Source organism: Streptomyces sp. CY-1, assembly GCF_047218265.1.
Lineage (GTDB): Bacteria > Actinomycetota > Actinomycetes > Streptomycetales > Streptomycetaceae > Streptomyces > Streptomyces niphimycinicus.
The window spans coordinates 59,092-76,209 of the sequence record NZ_CP178393.1 but is presented as its reverse complement, the minus strand read 5'-3'; the positions used below and the strand labels follow the sequence as shown (position 1 = coordinate 76,209).

Annotated in this window: 18 protein-coding genes and 3 pseudogenes; 11 read left to right on the top strand and 10 right to left on the bottom strand. The window is 70.4% G+C overall.

The window, feature by feature from the left end; genetic code table 11:
* A complete protein-coding gene (locus tag ACK1X7_RS00420) occupies nt 1-882 on the bottom strand; it encodes a M20/M25/M40 family metallo-hydrolase (RefSeq protein WP_413114480.1) in 882 nt (293 codons plus the stop codon).
* A 323-nt stretch (nt 883-1,205) separates the two neighbouring features.
* Here ACK1X7_RS00420 and ACK1X7_RS00415 point away from each other — a divergent pair, with 323 nt between their 5' ends.
* Entirely contained in the window at nt 1,206-1,541 is a 336-nt protein-coding gene (locus ACK1X7_RS00415; RefSeq protein ID WP_385154443.1) for an ArsR/SmtB family transcription factor, read from the top strand.
* Between the two features lies 1 nt (nt 1,542).
* Nucleotides 1,543-2,265, top strand: a complete 723-nt coding sequence (locus ACK1X7_RS00410) for a cation transporter (RefSeq protein WP_390795366.1) — start codon at nt 1,543-1,545, stop codon at nt 2,263-2,265.
* A gap of 502 nt (nt 2,266-2,767) precedes the next feature.
* On the opposite strand, the gene ACK1X7_RS00405 is transcribed toward ACK1X7_RS00410, so the two are convergent.
* From ACK1X7_RS00405 to ACK1X7_RS00380, 6 genes are all read right to left on the bottom strand, one after another.
* Complete coding sequence (locus tag ACK1X7_RS00405) at nt 2,768-3,343, bottom strand: hypothetical protein (RefSeq protein ID WP_413114479.1); 576 nt, start codon at nt 3,341-3,343, stop codon at nt 2,768-2,770.
* On the bottom strand, nt 3,340-4,725 hold the full coding sequence (locus ACK1X7_RS00400) for a hypothetical protein (RefSeq protein WP_413114478.1): 1,386 nt from the start codon (nt 4,723-4,725) through the stop codon (nt 3,340-3,342). The genes ACK1X7_RS00405 and ACK1X7_RS00400 overlap by 4 nt, the downstream gene beginning before the upstream one ends.
* A complete protein-coding gene (locus ACK1X7_RS00395; RefSeq protein ID WP_390795392.1) occupies nt 4,722-5,528 on the bottom strand; it encodes an ABC transporter ATP-binding protein in 807 nt (268 codons plus the stop codon). The genes ACK1X7_RS00400 and ACK1X7_RS00395 overlap by 4 nt, the downstream gene beginning before the upstream one ends.
* 23 nt (nt 5,529-5,551) lie before the next feature.
* A complete protein-coding gene (locus ACK1X7_RS00390) occupies nt 5,552-6,370 on the bottom strand; it encodes a zf-HC2 domain-containing protein (RefSeq protein WP_413114477.1) in 819 nt (272 codons plus the stop codon).
* Nucleotides 6,367-6,927, bottom strand: coding sequence for an RNA polymerase sigma factor (locus ACK1X7_RS00385; protein WP_385154457.1), 561 nt, complete (start codon nt 6,925-6,927; stop codon nt 6,367-6,369). The genes ACK1X7_RS00390 and ACK1X7_RS00385 overlap by 4 nt, the downstream gene beginning before the upstream one ends.
* Before the next feature lie 281 nt (nt 6,928-7,208).
* Nucleotides 7,209-8,033: a class I SAM-dependent methyltransferase gene (locus ACK1X7_RS00380; protein WP_385154460.1), complete on the bottom strand. Its 825-nt coding sequence runs from the start codon at nt 8,031-8,033 to the stop codon at nt 7,209-7,211.
* Nucleotides 8,034-8,204: 171 nt separating this feature from the next.
* On the opposite strand from ACK1X7_RS00380, the pseudogene ACK1X7_RS00375 reads away from it, so the two are divergent.
* Both ACK1X7_RS00375 and ACK1X7_RS00370 read left to right on the top strand, forming a co-directional pair.
* A pseudogene (locus tag ACK1X7_RS00375) lies at nt 8,205-8,460 on the top strand (transposase); the annotation flags it as partial.
* A 193-nt stretch (nt 8,461-8,653) separates the two neighbouring features.
* Complete coding sequence (locus tag ACK1X7_RS00370) at nt 8,654-9,106, top strand: SAM-dependent methyltransferase (RefSeq protein ID WP_385154463.1); 453 nt, start codon at nt 8,654-8,656, stop codon at nt 9,104-9,106.
* Nucleotides 9,107-9,208: 102 nt separating this feature from the next.
* Here ACK1X7_RS00370 and ACK1X7_RS00365 read toward each other — a convergent pair whose 3' ends face one another.
* On the bottom strand, nt 9,209-9,415 hold the full coding sequence (locus ACK1X7_RS00365) for a hypothetical protein (protein WP_385154466.1): 207 nt from the start codon (nt 9,413-9,415) through the stop codon (nt 9,209-9,211).
* A 994-nt stretch (nt 9,416-10,409) separates the two neighbouring features.
* Here ACK1X7_RS00365 and ACK1X7_RS00360 point away from each other — a divergent pair.
* The 4 genes from ACK1X7_RS00360 (at nt 10,410) to ACK1X7_RS00345 (ending at nt 13,592) form a co-directional block, all read left to right on the top strand.
* Nucleotides 10,410-11,063 (top strand): rhodanese-like domain-containing protein, encoded by a 654-nt coding sequence (locus tag ACK1X7_RS00360; RefSeq protein ID WP_385154469.1) that lies wholly within the window; start codon nt 10,410-10,412, stop codon nt 11,061-11,063.
* A gap of 103 nt (nt 11,064-11,166) precedes the next feature.
* Entirely contained in the window at nt 11,167-12,531 is a 1,365-nt protein-coding gene (locus ACK1X7_RS00355) for an MBL fold metallo-hydrolase (RefSeq protein ID WP_413114476.1), read from the top strand.
* A 165-nt stretch (nt 12,532-12,696) separates the two neighbouring features.
* Nucleotides 12,697-13,446, top strand: a complete 750-nt coding sequence (locus ACK1X7_RS00350; protein ID WP_413114475.1) for a sulfite exporter TauE/SafE family protein — start codon at nt 12,697-12,699, stop codon at nt 13,444-13,446.
* Nucleotides 13,446-13,592, top strand: coding sequence for a hypothetical protein (locus ACK1X7_RS00345; RefSeq protein WP_390795371.1), 147 nt, complete (start codon nt 13,446-13,448; stop codon nt 13,590-13,592). The genes ACK1X7_RS00350 and ACK1X7_RS00345 overlap by 1 nt, the downstream gene beginning before the upstream one ends.
* A gap of 206 nt (nt 13,593-13,798) precedes the next feature.
* Here ACK1X7_RS00345 and ACK1X7_RS00340 read toward each other — a convergent pair whose 3' ends face one another.
* Entirely contained in the window at nt 13,799-14,041 is a 243-nt protein-coding gene (locus tag ACK1X7_RS00340; RefSeq protein WP_385152218.1) for a DUF1330 domain-containing protein, read from the bottom strand.
* Between the two features lie 150 nt (nt 14,042-14,191).
* Here ACK1X7_RS00340 and ACK1X7_RS00335 point away from each other — a divergent pair.
* Nucleotides 14,192-14,368 (top strand): annotated as a pseudogene (locus ACK1X7_RS00335) (helix-turn-helix domain-containing protein); the annotation flags it as partial.
* Here ACK1X7_RS00335 and ACK1X7_RS00330 read toward each other — a convergent pair.
* Nucleotides 14,368-14,547, bottom strand: a pseudogene (locus tag ACK1X7_RS00330) (integrase core domain-containing protein); the annotation flags it as partial. The pseudogenes ACK1X7_RS00335 and ACK1X7_RS00330 sit on opposite strands and share 1 nt — an antisense overlap.
* 89 nt (nt 14,548-14,636) lie before the next feature.
* Between ACK1X7_RS00330 and ACK1X7_RS00325 the strand changes: the two are divergent.
* Nucleotides 14,637-15,593 (top strand): LysR family transcriptional regulator, encoded by a 957-nt coding sequence (locus tag ACK1X7_RS00325; RefSeq protein WP_385152215.1) that lies wholly within the window; start codon nt 14,637-14,639, stop codon nt 15,591-15,593.
* Between the two features lie 229 nt (nt 15,594-15,822).
* Nucleotides 15,823-17,115: an FAD-dependent oxidoreductase gene (locus ACK1X7_RS00320; protein ID WP_413114474.1), complete on the top strand. Its 1,293-nt coding sequence runs from the start codon at nt 15,823-15,825 to the stop codon at nt 17,113-17,115.
* Nucleotides 17,116-17,118 lie beyond the last annotated feature (3 nt).

Below are 17,118 nucleotides of genomic sequence, written 5' to 3'. Positions count from 1 at the left end.
TCAGCGGCGCGCGGCGAGCTGCCAGACCGTGCTGATGAACGCGTTGGTGCTGGTGGTCTCGGTCACCGGGGCCACGTTCTCGACGCGGTCACACGCCTCGTGGATGCAGTCGTCGATCCCCGTGGCGAAGCCGCCGACCGGGATACCTGCTTCGCCGAACGACACATGGTCGCTGCCGCCGATGCCGATCTCGAACGTAGGCAGGTTCCGGGCGGCGAAGTACCCCTCGAACGCCTCGGCCGCCGCGGGGTCGTCGTGGACGACGAGCCACGGCCGGTTGTTGCCCTTGGTACCGGCCATGTCGACGTTCAGGTAGACGTCGATCCGGTCGCGCTCGGCGGCGGGCAGGTCCCGCACATAGGCACGGGATCCTGACAGTCCGCCTTCCTCGGCGCCCCACCAGGCGAAACGCAGATGGCGGTTGGGCTTGAGACTGGCCTTGGACACCTCCAGGGCGGTGGCGAGCAGGGCTGCGGAGCCGGAGCCGTTGTCGTTGATGCCGGGGCCGGTCTCCACGCTGTCGAGGTGCGCCCCGGCGAACAGGACGTGCTCGGGGTCGCCGCCGGGCCAGTCCGCGATGAGGTTGTAGCCGGTGGCGCCGTCGCGCGTGAAGCTGTGCAGGGTGGTGCGGAAACCGGCCTTGTCCAGCGCGGCTTGCACATAGGCGACCGAATCGCGGTAGCCCTGGGTGCCGTGGGCGCGGTTGCCGCCGTTGCGGTCCGCGATCCGCTGAAGTGCGTCCAGATGCGGCATGACCTGGTCCGCGGTGACGACGGGCGAGGTGAGGCCGGTGCGGGGTTCGGCCATGGCGGTGGAGGCGCCGGCCACGAGGGCGACACACAGGCCGAGGACGGCGGTCGCGCGGCGCAGGCCGCAGGACATGCGGGGCCGGGTCGTGCGACGACCGGCTAAGTGGTGACCTGAAGTGTTGATCGAGTGCATGAGTGGGGCTCTCTCCGAAGGGAGTTGACGGCGGGTGTGCCCGGATGACCGGGCACGGGAGATCACGAACAGGGCGCTTGCGATGCCCTGGATTCCAGAGGGAGAGACGGTTTTGCGGCGAACCGAGTTGTAAAGAAACGGCAAAGCGCCAGGGTGGTCTCCGGTCACGCAGGAGAGCGGGGCCGTCCGCTGATTTCCGGACGCCGGCCAGGCCCGTGGATGCAAGGTTTTGTGAATTCAGGCTTCGGTGTACTGTCGCTGATGTGCTGACTCTCGCTGCTGACATCGAGGTGCTGGCGCGGTTCGGCCGTGCCCTCGCTGACCCGATCCGCTGCCGGATCCTCCTCGCCCTGCGCCAGGCCCCGGCCCATCCCGCCGACCTCGCCGACACCCTGGAGATCTCCCGAACCCGGCTGTCGAACCATCTGGCGTGCCTGCGCGACTGCGGCCTGGTCGTCGCGGTGCCGGTCGGCCGCCGCACCCGCTACGAACTCGCAGACGATCGCCTTGGCCACGCGCTGGACGACCTGCGCGTCGCCGTGGTGGCGGTCGAGGCCGACAAGACCTGTGTCGAGGCGGACGAGAAGGGCTGCTGCTGAGGTGACCGCCGAGATCCCCTTCGGTACAAGTCCGGCCCCGGCCCGCCGTGACGCCCTCGCCAAGCGGATACGGCTGCTGGTCGCGGCCACCATCAGCTACAACGTGATCGAGGCGATCGTCGCGATCACCGCTGGGACGATCGCCTCCTCCACCGCGCTGATCGGCTTCGGCCTGGACTCCGTCATCGAGGTCTCCTCCGCCGCCGCGGTCGGCTGGCAGTTCTCCGCCCGCGACCACGCGGTCCGCGAAGCGCGGGAGAAGACCACCCTGCGGATCATCGCGGTGTCGTTCTTCGCGCTCGCCGCGTACGTCGCCTTCGACGCGGTCCGCGCCCTGGTCGGCGCCGCCGAGGCCGACCGCTCGATCCCCGGCATCGTCATCGCCGCCCTGTCGCTGGCCATCATGCCGTTCTTGTCCGCCGCCCAGCGCAAGGCCGGACGCGAACTCGGCTCCGTCAGCGCGGTCGCCGACTCCAAACAGACCCTGCTGTGCACCTACCTCTCCGCCGTCCTCCTGGCCGGCCTGGTCCTCAACGCCACCCTCGGCTGGTCCTGGGCCGACCCCATCGCCGCCCTCGTCATCGCCGCCATCGCCGTCAAGGAAGGCCGCGACGCCTGGCTGGGCAAGGGCTGCTGTGCGACACCCGCCGCCGTGGAGGTCCCTTCCGCCGGCACCGGGACAGACGTGTGCGGCTGCCGCCCCGGCTGCGACTGCTGCGGCTGAGCAGACATCCGCACACGCACAGGACCCCGGCCATCATGTGACCGGAGTCCCGTGCCGTCCGCAGCCGCACGTCCGCCTCGGCGTCCGCGTCGTAGCGGACACCGGCGAGGGCGGCCGCTCGGTCGAGGATCAGGGAGTAGTCGAGGCGCGAGCCATCGGAAGAGCCGGCAGGCGAACTGATGGAGCAGACGTGCCGCCACGACCCGGCACGATGCCGCACAGCACCCACCAGCCTCCTGCGCTCCGACACATCCGCCGGGCTGCCGCTCGAGGCGGTGCGCGTCCCCGCCCGGCGGCCCAGGCACCCGATCGCTCTCCAGGGCTTCCTCGACCGGCAGTGCATCCCCCGCCCCCGGTCCTGGCGCGTCGCCACCCATCCCGCAGGTTGAAGTGATCGTTCCTAACGGAGTCCTACCGCCGCAGCCGGCCGTCGCCCCGTGTGCGCCGCGGCGGGTCCGCAGCGCACACGATGGCCGTGCCCCGGTCCGGTAGCCCGGACCGACTACCGCCTCGGTCCCGCGACGGCGTAGGCCGTGGTGCCGGCGATCGTGAGGACCAGGGCTGTCCAGGTGCCCGCCGCCGCGCCGGGGGGCAGCAGCATCCAGGACGCCACCTGCGTCGGCACGCTCGTCGGGGGCGGGGCGACGAACGAGAACGAGAGCCAGGCGAACGGCAGCGTCCACGCGTACTGTCCCCCGCACACCGCCGCCCCGGCGGCGGCGAGCCCGATCAGGCCCGCGTTGTCCCGCACGACGAACGCGGCCGTGGCCAGATCCTTCCCCGCCCCCTGCACCGCCAGCAGCACCACGTCGACGACCGAGCCGGCGAGCAGCACGTGCACCGCCCTGCGGGGTGCCCAGCGGATCGCGGCCGTCCGGTCCAGTGCGAGGTCCTGCCCGCTGAGCCCGGTCGAGACCGCCATCGCCCCCATGGCGAGGACGAGCGCGGGCAGCCGCAGATCCCCCGGCCCCCCGCTGCCGTCCTGGGCGAGTGCCCACACCGTCACCGTGGTGATCACCACCGCGGCGAGTGACGCGGGTACCTGACGCGAGCGTGCGTACAGCGTCAGCCATCTCATCGGTGCGCACCACCAGTCAGCGTGTCGAGTGCGTCTCCCTTGCAGGAGAGCGCGGCGGCGCGCATCGCGTTGATCCGCGAGAGCTGCCCGGCCCGTGGCAGCGCTTTGAGGTCCTTCCACGCCGCGCGGGCCTGGGTGTCGACCTCGCGCCGCACGTTCAGTGACTCCTGGCCGGGCAACCCGAGGATCCAATCCACCGCGACCCTCCGCGCGATGTCCTCTCCCCCCGTGCCGGCCCAGCCGACGGGCAAGCACCCCGGCACCATGCCTTTGGCGATCAGGGCCCAGGTCAGCTCCTCGCCCTTCGCGGTGGCGATGATGTCGTCGTCGAAGTCGAAGAGCACGGTCTCGCGGGACCACCGCGGCATGGAACCTTCCGGCTGTACGGCGGTGTTCTCCCGGACCGAGACCGGCGCCTGGCTCCCCAGAGCGCTGTGCAGCAGGCGCAGCGCCTTTTTGCCGTGACGCGCGAGGCCGGTGAGTTGTGCCTGGTGGGTCCTGGTCACGCATACCGGGCCATCGCACACCAGCTCCGCGGCGGCCTTGTCGAGGACATACATCCGGCGCGGGTCGGAGGGGAGGACGAGCAGGGCGACGACCGCGCCCGCCAGGACGGGCGTCAGGGCGAGCAGCCGGGTGCGCGGGGTCGCGGCGACCAGCAGCCCGAAGCCTGTCGCGGCCAGGCCGAGCAGCCAGATCGTCTGCCCGACGTGCACGGAGGCGGAGAGCGTGACCAGCGCGTCACGCACCTCTTCCACCGCGGGTGACAACAGCGAGACCCGGTTCGGCTCCGTGATCGGGATCCCTGTCACCGTGTCCGTCTCCGTCCGGCCCAGCGACATCTGCATGAGGGCCGTGAACGCGAAGGCGCCCATGGCCAGCAGCGGCGGGGTGAGCACGGACGGCAGGGCGCGCCCGGCCCCCATGCCCAGCACGGCTCCCGCGACGAGTGAGAGTGCCCCCACCAGCGAGATCGGCAGCCATCGAAGGTGGGTGTACTCGGTGTTGGCGAGCACCTGGACCGCGCCCACGAGGACGAGCAGCGCGAAGGCCGAGGCCAGGGTGATCGCCATCGTGCCCGCCAGCGTGGCGGCGCGGTGCCAGGCGGGACGCGACGTGGTCGTCAGCAGCTCGGACATCTTCGAGCGGTGGTCACGCAGGCCCTGTAGCGCGCCGAGCCCCACGGCCAGCGGCCACAGGTAGTACAGCAGGCCGCGGGTCCACAGGGCCAGGGACGTCCACTGGGCGGTCCACGCCGTAGTGCCCCTCCACCATCCGGCGTCCACCAGGTACAGGAACGCCAGCGCGCTCGTCAGGACCACGGTGCCTGCCCAGGGGGCGACGGAGCGCTTCAGCTCGGTTCGCAGGACACGCGTATTCACCAGGCGCCCCTTCCCTGGCCGGGACCCAGCAGCAGTGCCGAGTAGCCGCGCTCCAGCGGGCTGTCGCCCACGTGCTCGGGGCCGCCCGCCGCGGCCAGGTCGTCCGGGGTGCCCTGGAAGACCAGTCGGCCCTCGGCGAAGAGCACCACGTCGGTGCAGGCAGCGGCCACGTCCTCCACGAGGTGGGTCGAGACGACCACACAGGTGTCCTTGCCCAGTTCCTGTAGCAGCTCGCGAAAGCGCAGCCGTTGCGCCGGGTCCAGGCCGGCCGTGGGCTCGTCCAGCAGCAGGATCGACGGGTCATTGACGATGGCCTGGGCGATGCCCACCCGCCGCACCATGCCGCCGGACAGGGTCTTCATCCGCTGGTCGGCACGGTCGGCCAGGCCCACCCGCTCCACGGCGTGCTGCACCGCCGCGGGGATGTCCGCCTTGGGCACCTCCTTCAGCCACGCCATGTACTCGACGAACTCGCGGACCGTGAAGCGCTTGTAGTAGCCGAACTCCTGCGGCAGGTAGCCGATCCGCCGGCGCAGCGCACGGTGCTCACCCCTGCCGCCCGCGGACTCGCCGAGCAGTTCCAGGGTGCCCTCGGCGGGGCGCAGTACGGTGGCCAGAGCCCGGATGAGGGTGCTCTTGCCCGCCCCGTTCGGGCCGAGGAGGCCGTGTACGCCGGTGCCCAGCGACAGGTCGAGACCGTCGACGGCGATGTGGTTTCTGCCGACCCTGACCTTCAGCCCGGTGGCCCGGATCTCCCAGGCGTAAGGCGTCGGTGCGATGTCGGCCGCGCTCACCGCGGGCATCATGTGGTGTCCCTTTCTCATGGTCAACGATGGGCTCCCAGCACGGAGTACGCGCCCCTGCGGGCGATCACGACACCGATGCCGAGCGCGAGGACCAGCCCCCACACGGGCAGACCGTCCCTCGCCAGGGCGAAGGTCGTACGGCCGGCGGCCAGGGTCGGTGCCACGACCACAACGGCCCACCCGGCCACCAGCCAGGCTGCGGCGCGGGTCACACCGACGACACCGCCGAGCGCCAGGGTCGTCGAGGTGAAGGCCAGACATGGCAGCAGCCATTGCGCGGCCATCACCCCCGTCACCCATCCGCCCAGCAGCAACGCGGGGACGACCACGGCGAGCACGGACGCGGTACGCCGCAGCACCAGGTACAGTCCCGCCCTCGGCGCGGAGGCCGTCAGCTCGTACGCCGGGTCCAGACCGCGCGACCACGACGCCGCGACGCCGAGCACGGGCAGGACCGGGGAGAGCAGCAGCACCAGCGACACCTCGCCGGAGCCGGTGTCGGCCAGGTCGAGCAGCAACGCGAGCAGCGTCACACCCACGACCATGGCCAGCCACGACACCATCACGGGCGTCATCCACCTCGACAGCCGCGCCGGCCAGCGCCGTCGACGCGGTACTTGGGCGGTGCCGGCGAGCTGGGGTTCGAGCTCGGACCACACCGTGCCGACCAGCGCCGCGACGGCGGGCGCCTGCGCCGTGACGGAGGCCGACAGCCGGTCACGGCACACCCGGCACGCCTCCAGATGGGCCTCCAGGGCCCACACTTCGTCGGCGGCGAGGTCCGTGTCGCCGCGCGCGTAAGCTTCGATGATCGGAATCGACGCGTGTTCCACACTCATGCCAGTGCCTTCCGCATCTCGATCCGGGCCCGGCGGGCACGGGTCTTGACCGTGCCCTCGGGCAATCCCAGCAAGACAGAGGTCTCCCGGACGGACAGCCCGTCGAGCACCATGGCCTGTAGTACCTGTCTGAGCTCCGGCGCGAGGCGCCGCAGCGCGTCCCCGACCTCACCATCGACGGTCGCCGCGAGCGCCTCCTCCTCGGCGGCAGGCGCCATGGACTGCGGGACAGCCGCACGCGGCGGCTCCGCGTGGTGGGCCCGGCGCCGGAACGCGTCGACGAGCCGACGCGCCGCGATCCTCCACAGCCAGCCGACGGCGGTTCCCCCAGCCGCGGCCCCGGTGAACGCACCCGCCGCGCGCCACACCGCCAGATACGTCTCCTGCATGACCTCGGCGACGATCTGCTCGTCCGCACAGCGGCGGCGCAGCCGCACCGCCATCCATGGCGACGTACGCCGGTACAGCTCCTCGAACGCGGCACGGTCGCCTCTGGCCACCAGCCGGACGAGGTGCTCCTCGTCCGGTTCGCCCGATGTTTTCCTGACTGATCTCACACCCGCAAGACGCCGAGCACGGACGCCAGGTTTTCTCTCCGCCGTGATCCCCGTCACATACGGTGTCCCGCACACTCCGCCCCGACGGCAGAGGTCAGGCCCTCACAGCGCACCGCACGCCGGCCGACACACGCGGCACAGCGACATGAGCAGAGGAACGCCGCCCACCACGCCCGCACGGCCGGCTGGATGTGGCAAATCCCGTGGTTCGCCCCGGTCTCCGCCCGGCTCGGACTCGCGGCAGCCTCGCCACCGTATAGGCCACCACCGTGGCCGTTCGCTCAGCGGGATGCCAAAAGTCCGTACAGCAAAGGGATCCCCGGCTCCGGCAGCCGCCACCAGCCGGATGAGCCACGAACCATCTGGGGCCAGCGCGGCCAGGGCAGTTCAGGACTCTCGCGCAGCCGTCGGATGTCCAGACCCGCCCCGATCACGGCATTGACGACCTCGCCCAGCCCGTGCATCCACTCGTAGCTGTCGGTGGCGCCCTCGACGGCCGGGCCGTCGGTGTAGGTATGTGTCGCGTCGCGGTGCACGGGGCCGCCGAGCCCCAAGTAGTCATGCCTCAGCAGGAGTTCGGGTCCCTCCCCAGGGGCGGGCTTGGGGCCCAGCGAGTTGAGGAGCGGGTGGAACTCCGCGACGTACAAGCGGCCGCCGGGACGCAGCAGTTCGGCGACGACACCAGCCCAGCGGTCCAGGTCCGGGAGGTAGCACAGGGCACCCTTGCCCGTGTAGACGACGTCGAACCGCCGCCCGCCGAGGGCCTCCACGGCGTCGTACACATTGGCCTGTACATACGTCACGTCGAGGCCCACACGCGCCGCGATGCCGGTCGCCGCCGTCACAGATGCCGCGGAGAAGTCGAGGCCGACGGTCCGCGCCCCGCGCTGCGCGAAGGCGATCGTCTCCGTGCCGAGGTGGCACTGCAGATGGAGCACGTCGCGTCCGGCCACCTCGCCGAGGTCGTCCCACTCCCACGAGGCGAACCAGCGGAACGGGTCGGGCTCCCCGTCGATCCCGTAGAACCTGCTGGCGAGGTGGACGGGGGTCCGGGCGTCCCAGTTCGACTGGTTGGCCCGCATCATCCACTCGTACGCGTCGGTCATGGGCCCACTATGGCAGGCGTCCGCGGGGGGCGGGGGAGCCCCGGAAAAGCCAAGAGCGATGGATCGCACGGACCGTGGAACTGCGATGCCGCTTGCCCGCATGTCGACCGTCGCACCGGCGAGGGGAATCGGCCGAACTACGCCGTAGGAGTCCCGCACGCCGGACACAGCATGGCTACATCCCGATACTCGAGGTCACCGCCGACTACGGAACAGAGCGCCTCGGTGCCGCGGACGGACCAGCGGGCCGAGGGCGACTGCTGCCTGCGAGGACTGATGCTGGACGGCCTCGGTAAGTCCATCCAGGCCATGGCGTCACGGTTGCTGGACGGCAACGAGCGGAACGCGGTTCGTGAACCAGTCCACGTGGGATCCGGTGCCGGTGCAGCGTCGGATCTGCGAGCGGGTACTGCCGTTGATCGAGCCGACGGGGCCAGACCGGACCGGAACGGCAGGCGGATCGCCTGCCCTTCCGGTCTGGTCATGAAGGCGAAATCGACCACGGACAGTCACGGCCCCCTTGTGGAGAGGGCTGTGACGAGTGAAGCACGAGCCCGTACGTGGGTCGACGTCACAACTGGCGATCCCACAGAAGGCGACCCCGCAGGCATGCCGGGCTGTTGGCGATCCTGTCCACCCCGGAGGGCGCCACCGACTACATCGACGCCGATTTGCACGACCCCGACACCATCCTGCGTGAAGCGGCCAAGACCCTGGACTTCAGCAGGCCGGTCGCCCTGACCCTGATGCAGGTCTCGGGGCACATATCCGACTACGACGAGGCCCGTACGATCGTGGGCACGATACTGCGGGCGCTGCCGCCCGGCAGCTATCTGGCGTTCAACGACAGTGTGGACACCAACAAGGCCAACGCCGAGGCCACTCGCCGTTACAACGACAGCGGTGCGGTCCCCTACTACGTACGCAGTCCGGAGCGGCTGGCCGGTTTCTTCGAGGGCCTGGAGCTGCTGAAGCCCGGTGTCGTACCACTGGCCGAGTGCCGGCCCGAGCCGGGCGCGGGCGCCGCCCCCGGAGAGGTCATCGCCATCGGAGGCGTCGGGCGCAAGGCGTAGGCCCGCGCGTCGGCGGAGCAGGCATTGGGACTGCCGCACATCGCGGCGCCCGGCCCCCTCCCGCCCCAGGGCTGTTGCGAAGTCCGTTGATCTGGGTGCGGTTCAGGCGAGGCCGAGGAGGTCGAGCGGCTGGCGGAAGCAGTCGTAGGACATCTCGCGGAGGCCGGCCGCTATGTTCGTGTGGCCCGCTGTTCGCAGCGGGTTGATTGCGAGGCTGCGGAGGGTGGCCATGTCGTCCGGCCCGTGACCGGTGCGGACCTTGGAGGCTTCCTCGGCGAAGGTGGTGTCGCGGACCGCTCTGTTGATCACGATCAACCGGCGGTGTCCGGCATCGGATTCCCTGGCTCCCCGCGAGCGGGCGGAACGGCTCGGCCGGGCGGGGATCCCCGCCCTCGGCGTGAAGGTGCGCGTTGATCGAGACGGAGAGATCCGGACGAGGTCGAATGAGCACGTCTACCAGTTCATCGCCGCGGAGAAGGCCTTCTACCCGGTGACCCTGCTGTGCCGTGTCCTGGGCGTGGTCCGTTCCTCCTTCTACGCCTGGCGGGAAGCCGGACAGCACCGGCGGGCACGTGAGCGCGCCGATGAGGCTCTTGCCCACGAGGTCGCCGCGACCTACGCCCCGACCACCATCGCTCACAGCGAGACGGTTCTACGACGTCCACCGCGATGCGGGCACCGGCCCGTTGCTCAACCCGATCCCGTTGGACCTGTCACGCTACTCCGGCGGGCGCATGCACACCACAACCCGATGGACGGTTGGCGGCCCGAGCGGGTGGGCCGCTACCGGCCCAGTCCTCCGCGGCGGATCCCGTGCTCGATCCCCGACGAGTGGTTCAACCAACTGTTCGCGTCGCTGCCCTCCAACCGTGACCGGGCCCTGGTCGCGTTCTGGATCTCTGCCGGAGTAACAGTCCCGGTCCTACGCGTTGGTCTTCCTCGGGCACGGCACACGCCGCTGCCACATCGGCGGCGTGACCGTGTATCCGACCGGACAGCGACCTGAAAACCCCGCGAGGGCTGCTGCGGACCCGTGTCCTTAGCGGCCCGATCAATGAGTACAGGTACACAGTTTGACCAGCAGTGACGCGCTTCTGAACAGAACACGACCGACTTGCCGGTTCAGCAAAGAATTTGTCGCTTACGGAGGCGTGCGTGCAGGCTGCATCCAGAAAGTGCTGGCTCAGAAACCAGAGCCGGTACCTCTCGGACTCGGTCGTGTTCCCTTATTTGCCGGGAACCCCTCCGGCCCGAGCGGTACGTCTGAACTCGCAATTGCCTTACAGAACAGAGGAGGCGGCAGATGGAAAATCGTCATGTCGTGATCATTCCGATTGAGATCGACGAGGAGAAGGCAAGCTCTTATCTCGATGCCTGGCAGGACGCCGCGGACGTGATGGCGGCCCAGCCCGGTTTCATTCGGACGTACATGTTCCGCACGATCGTTCCGGGGAGCAAATTCTTTCTCGTCAACGTGGCGGAATGGGAGTCCACCGCTCACTGGGAAGAGGCGATGAACGTCTGCCCGATGATGGGACAGCAGATAGCCGTCGTCCATGCCTCGAACTATGAGGCGATCCGAACGGTCCTGCCCGCCACGGAGCAGAGCCTGGGCTCCGGCGAAGGTCACACGCCCGCCGACCTGTCTCCTGCCGAGGCGCGTCGCCGCGTCGTGGACGGGAAACTCACGCTGGTCGATGTCCGCGAAGACGATGAATGGGCAGTACGCCACCCGGCCGGCGCCGTCCATGCGGCGCTCAGCACGCTGCCGGCCACGCTGTCGGATTTGCCTGACGGCCCACTGGCCTTCGTATGCCGCACGGGCGCACGCAGCGTACAGGGCGGCGCCCAGGCGATCCGTGCGGGCCGGTCCTCCGTCTACAGCGTGGCGGGCGGCCTTGAGGCATGGGAAGCGGCAGGGCTGCCGGTCACCCATACGACCGCGGGGACTCGGTGAAAATTCCCTGCCGCCATTTCGGGCAGTGATCGTTCGGGCGAATGGCGGCGGTTTCCCGATACGGGAATTGCCCGGGTGCGCCATCCCAGAAAGGAGCCACACCATGTTTTTTGTCGACACCCTGGAGTTCGAGGGGCTGGGCAACCGCAGTTACCTGGCCGGCGGTCCGAGAGCGGCGGTCGTGGTCGATCCGCCGCGGGACGTCGACCAGGTGATCGCCACGGCCGCCCGGCGAGGGGTGCGCATCGCCTACGTGGCGGAGACGCACTTGCACAACGACTACGTCACCGGCGGGCTGGAACTGGCCCGCCTCACCGGCGCCCGCTACCTGGTCCCGGCCGACGCCGACGTCTCCTTCCCTCGCACTCCCGTCACGGACGGCGACACCTCAGAGGTGGACGAGCACCTGGTGCTGCGTGCGATTGCCACCCCGGGCCACACCCCGCACCACACCTCATACGCACTGGAGGAGGACGGCCGCGCGGTGGCGGTCTTCACCGGCGGCTCGCTGCTGATCGGCACCGTGGGGCGTCCGGACCTGGTGGACCCGCGGCTGACCGAGCACCTGGCCCGCGCGCAGTACGCCTCCGCCCACCGGCTGGCGGCAATGCTCGACGACGAGGTGCCGGTGCTGCCCACGCACGGCTTCGGCAGCTTCTGCTCCTCCTCCCAGGCCGAGGGCGATGCGAGCACGATCGGCGAGGAACGCACCAGCAACGACGCTTTCACCCTGGACGCGGACACGTTCGTGAAGCGGGTCCTGGCCGGGCTGGAGGACGTGCCCGCGTACTACACGCACATGGGCCCGGCCAACGCCGCCGGTCCCGGGCCCGTCGACCTGACCCCGCCCGAGCCCGCCGACGCCGCACAGATCGCCAGGCGGCTGGCGGCGGGTGAGTGGGTGGTGGACCTGCGCAACCGGGTCGCCTTCGCCGACGGTCATGTGGCCGGATCGTTCAACTTCGAGGGCGACGGCAAGCCGGCCACCTATCTGGCCTGGCTGATCCCGTGGGGCAAGCCGGTCACCCTGCTCGGCGACACCCCGGCGCAGATCGCCGACGCGCAGCGGGAGTTGACCCGGGTCGGCATCGACCGCCCGGCCGCCGCCGCCACCGGAGATCCAGCCACCTGGATCCGTGCGGGGGAACGGCTCGGCTCCTTCCCCCGCGCCCGCTTCGCCGACCTCGCCGATGTACACGAGCGCGGCGAGGACGTGGTGGTGCTGGATGTGCGCCGGGATTCCGAACGCGCGAACGGCGTCATCGAGGGCTCCGTGCACATTCCGCTCCACCAACTGCACGGTCGGGTCGGCGAGGTACCGGACGGCACGGTGTGGGTGCACTGCGCCGGCGGGATGCGCGCGGCGATCGCCGCTTCCCTCCTGGACGCGACCGGACGAGAGGTCGTCGCCATCGATGACGGCTTCGAGGCCGCCGTCGGCACGGGCCTGAGCGTCACCCGGCCCTGAGTCCCTTGCTCCTCCCACACAGTCCTTGCTGCACCCGCACAGAAGGCACGCGATGTTCCTCTCCCGCCACGGCCCTGGCCGCCTCGGCCCCGAACCGGCCCACCCCCGCGTCACCGGGACCGGGCTGCCGGTGCCCGGCGCCGGCGGACACAGTGGGCGAACAGCGTGACCGCCCTGCTCCTGGCCCTGATCGCAGGAGCCGTCGTCGGCCTGACGCTCGGCGCCCTCGGTGGCGGCGGCAGCGTCCTGGCGGTGCCCGCGCTGATCTACCTGCTCGGCTTCACCCCCGCCGCGGCCACCACCGCCGGCCTGATCATCGTCACCGCCACGTCCCTGACCGCCCTGTACGCGCACGCCCGGGCCGGGCGGGTGCGGTGGAAGGCCGGAGCGGCGTTCGCGGCCGCCGGGATTCTTCCGGCGGCCGCCGCCGGAGCCGCCGCCGTCCACATACCCCAAGCCGTCCTCACCATCGCCTTCGCCGTTACAGCCATCCTCTCCGCCATCAAAATGCTCCGGCCCGGTGACACCGCCCGCCCCGGGAGCGGCGACGTACGGCCGGGCAGGGCAGCCGGGGCCGGTGCCGGCCTGGGCACGCTGACCGGACTGCTCGGTGTGGGCGGCGGCTTTCTCGCCGTCCCCGCCTTGGTCACCGTCCTGGCCTTTGAGATGGAGGCCGCGGTCGGCACCAGCCTGCTGGTCATCACGGCCAACTCATTGGCTTCTCTGGCCACTCGCTCCGGCGCCGCCGCCTCGCTCGACTGGGCGGTGATCGGCCCGTTCATCGGAACCGCGATCCTGGGCGCCTGGGACGGCAAGCGCATGGCCGCGAAGGTCGCCGGGCCCCGCCTCCAGCGCATTTTCGCGGTGGTCCTGCTGGCCGTGGCCGCTTTCATGCTTGCCGACGCCGTGACGTGATGGCAGCCCAGGCCGGCGAGAACTTCTCCAGACGGGCCCGCATCCGCTCGGTATCCTCGGCCGCCTACCCGCCCCGCTCGCTCCTTGACGAGATCAAGCATCAGCCCCAGACCCTGATCGCCGGCCTCCAGGCCGCCGATCGCTGAACCGGCTCCTCCACGACAACGGTGAGAACCTTCTCCACCCTGATGAGGAGCATGACGCGCATACGCTCGGACAGCCGAGGAGGGTTCGCAACCCGTTTTCGTCGTGAAGGGCTTGCCGCGGGATCTCCGCGTCAGAACCAGGTCTGTCGGTCTGTATTCGCGTGCTCGTGGTTCTGTCCCCCTTGTGGGGGGAAGGGTGGGGGATTTCAGTTGTTGCTGGGGTAGCCCTTCGGGAAGACCAGGCGTCGGTTCATTTCTGTTTGCGCGATCTTGAGTGCCCCCGCGTATTCGGGGGAGTGGTACCGCTCGTGTGCGCGATTCATGGTCGGGAGTTCGAGGTTGGCGAGGTTCGTGTCGGGTTCCCCGTGGCCTTCGGCGACGTCGGGTGTGTTGCTGGCGGCGACCATGTGTCCGCCGGGCTGGCTGATGGGGCTGATCGAGAAGCGCACCCCGAATTGGTAGCCCTGCCCGAACCCCCGGCCGCGCGCCGGGGGTTCGCACCTGGAGGAATAGGGGTGGGTGTCCGTTGGGTGGGGTGGTGGTATGCCCGTGTCTTCAGGTGGGCGAGGTTGCTGAAGGCAGTGCGGGAGCGGGGCGGTGACGGGCCGCGAATCGGGCGACCGTGGTGTCTGCCGCTTCAGGACCGGGTGCTGGTTGTGGCTGTTTACTATCGGACGAACCTCACTATGCGGCAGCTCGCGCCAGTGTTCGGGGTGTCACCGGCCACGGTGTGCAGGGTCATCCAGCGACTCCGGCCCCTCCTCGCGCTCGAGCCGTCCCAGGCGACGATGGATTCGGACTGCGCCGTCAGGAACTCTCGCCACGTCGGCCCACCTCTACGGGGTGCAGGACCTACGCCGGCAGCGGTCAGGATTCCCCAGACCGTGGAAGCGCTGATCTGATACCCGAGCCGTGCGAGCTCACCTTGGATCCGGCGACACCCCCTGCGCGGATGCACAGCGCGCGCAGGCGTCGACGTGCTCTTCCGGCCAGTGGAAAGATCCCTTGCCGAAGCGGCCGCGGCACGGCAACCTCCGGCCCATCATGATCGATGGACCGCGCCAGGGGTCGCGCCTCGCGAACCTCGACCTCAATCTGTTGGTGACCCTGCGTGCACTGTTCCGCGAGCGCAATGTCACCCGCGCGGCCAGACACCTGGGCGTTACCCAGCCGGCCGTCAGCGCCTCACTATCGCGGTTGCGGCGGCACTTCGGCGATGAACTGCTGGTGCGTGTGCAGGGCGTGTACGTACTGACGCCGCTGGCCACGCAGCTCTCCGCGCAGGTGGAGACGGTCTGCGCCGCCGCGGAACGGCTGTTCGCGACGGGAAGCGCCTTCGAGCCCGGCGCGTCGCAGCGTGCGTTCACCCTCCTCATGGCCGACTATCCGGCGACCGTCCTGGGCCCCGGGCTGTCCCGGCTGTTCGCCGAGGAGGCCCCGCAGGCATCCCTCCACCTCCAACTCGTCCGCGAGACGCTCGGCCGGGACGCCGACGGCCTCATCCGCCTCGTCGACGGCGTGGTGTCCCCACCGCTCGGCCACTTCCGCAACCCCGGTGTGGCGTCGCGGCCGCTGTTCCGGGACCGCTGGGTGTGTCTGGTCGCCGAGGGGCATCCCCTGGCCGAGGCCGGGTCCTTCTCCGTGGCGGATCTGGCCCGGCAGCCCTGGGTGGTGCCCTATCACCGTGACGACGGCTATCTGTCGGCCGCTCCCGCCAGCCGGCAGCTCAGCGCGTTGGGGATCCGGCCGCACATCGCCGTGCGCGTCGAGAGCTACCGCGCCGTGCCGGACTTCGTGGCTGGGACGCGTCGAGTGGCGCTCGTCCCGGACCGCCTCGTCGCGGCGCTTCCGCGGACGGAAGGGCTGCTGAGGCTCGACTGTCCCGTATCGCTCGATCCGCTGGAGGAGCACCTGTGGTGGGACGCGAGCCATGACGAGGACCCGGCGCACTGCTGGCTACGGGACCTCGTGATGCGGGCATCCGTCGGTATCTGCCCCTGAGCGGCCCTGAAAGCCGTGCGGCCCTGAAAGCCGTTGAGAGCCCCGAAAGCGCCTGCCCGCTGTGGCCGTGCGTGGCCGCACCATAAACGCCATTGATGGGTCCCAGCCAAATGCTCTATTGACCTGGGCATTCCCTCCCTGCCATCAGGCTTCCTACTGTGCCCGGCAGGCCGCGCACGAGCCGACCGCCGCACCGGACCCCATCCCGAGCACTGCCCAGGAGGCAGCCATGCCGCATGCCCTGACCGAGCTGAAGGTGCGTACCGTCACCAAACCCGTCGGCGCCGACAGCCACCCGCTGACCGCCGACGTGTGTGTGGTGGGAGCGGGCGTCGCGGGACTGTCCGCGGCGATCGAGTCGGCACGGCTGGGACGGGACGTCGTCCTCGTCGACAGCCTGCCCGTCCTCGGCGGCCAGATGGTCAACTCCCTCATCGGCCTGTTCTGCGGGGTGTTCGGCAACGGCCCCGCCTACCGCCGCCTCACCCGCGGCATCTTCGACGACATCTTCTCCGACCTGGGCAAGTCCGCAGATGTGCACTTCAACCGAGGCCACACCGTCACCGTCAGCTACGACGAGGTGGCGCTGGGCCGCTGGGTCGAACGACGGGTCCGCGAGCTGGGCATCCGCGTCGTCCTCGGCGCCTGCCTCACGGAGGTGGCACGTGATGGCCGACGGATCACGGCCGTCTCCTTCGCCACCCGGTTCGGGACCGTCCGCGTCGCCGCACCCGGTTTTGTCGACGCGACCGGCGACGCGGCCCTCGCCTGGGAAGCCGGTCTGCCCTGCCGTCTTCCGGAGCGCACCATCTACGGGTCCCAGCAGCTCGTCCTGGAGCATCTGCGCGAGGAGCACCAGCCCGGACGTGAAGAGCTCGCCGACCGTGTCCACGCCAGGGCCGGCCACTACGGGCTGCCGCGCCGTGACGGCCTCGCGTTCTTCTTCCCCGGCCGGAACACCGTCGTCCTCAACATGACCCATATTCCGGCCCCGCTTGACCCGGTCGAGGCATCGGCGGCCCAGCTCGACGGCCGTGAACAGGCCGATCGCGTGGTGGAGTTCCTTCGCGCCGAGTTTCCGAAGGCATTCGGCGAGGCGAAGGTGCGTGCGTACGGCTTCCCGGGGCGGCGGCAGACCCGCTGGATCAAGGGGCTGCACCAACTGTCGCTGGACGAGGTGCGCTCCGGCACCCGCTTCGACGACGCGGTCGCCCGCACCTCCTGGCCCGTCGAACTGCACGATCGGGCCGACGGCTATGTGTGGGAGACCTTCGACGCCGACCACGTGCACTACGTGCCGCTGAGGTCGCTGCTCTCCCCGGACTGCGACAACCTCGTCGCCGCCGGACGCTGCGCCGACGGCGACGCCGCCGCACTCTCCAGCGTCCGTGTCATGGGGCCGTGCGCCGCCATGGGCGCGGGTGCCGCCCATGCCCTCGACCTGGCCGGTCGCGACGGCACCGTCCACGCCGTGGACCTCACCGCCCTGCGCGCCCGCCTCGCCCCCAATGTCGACCACTGAGGA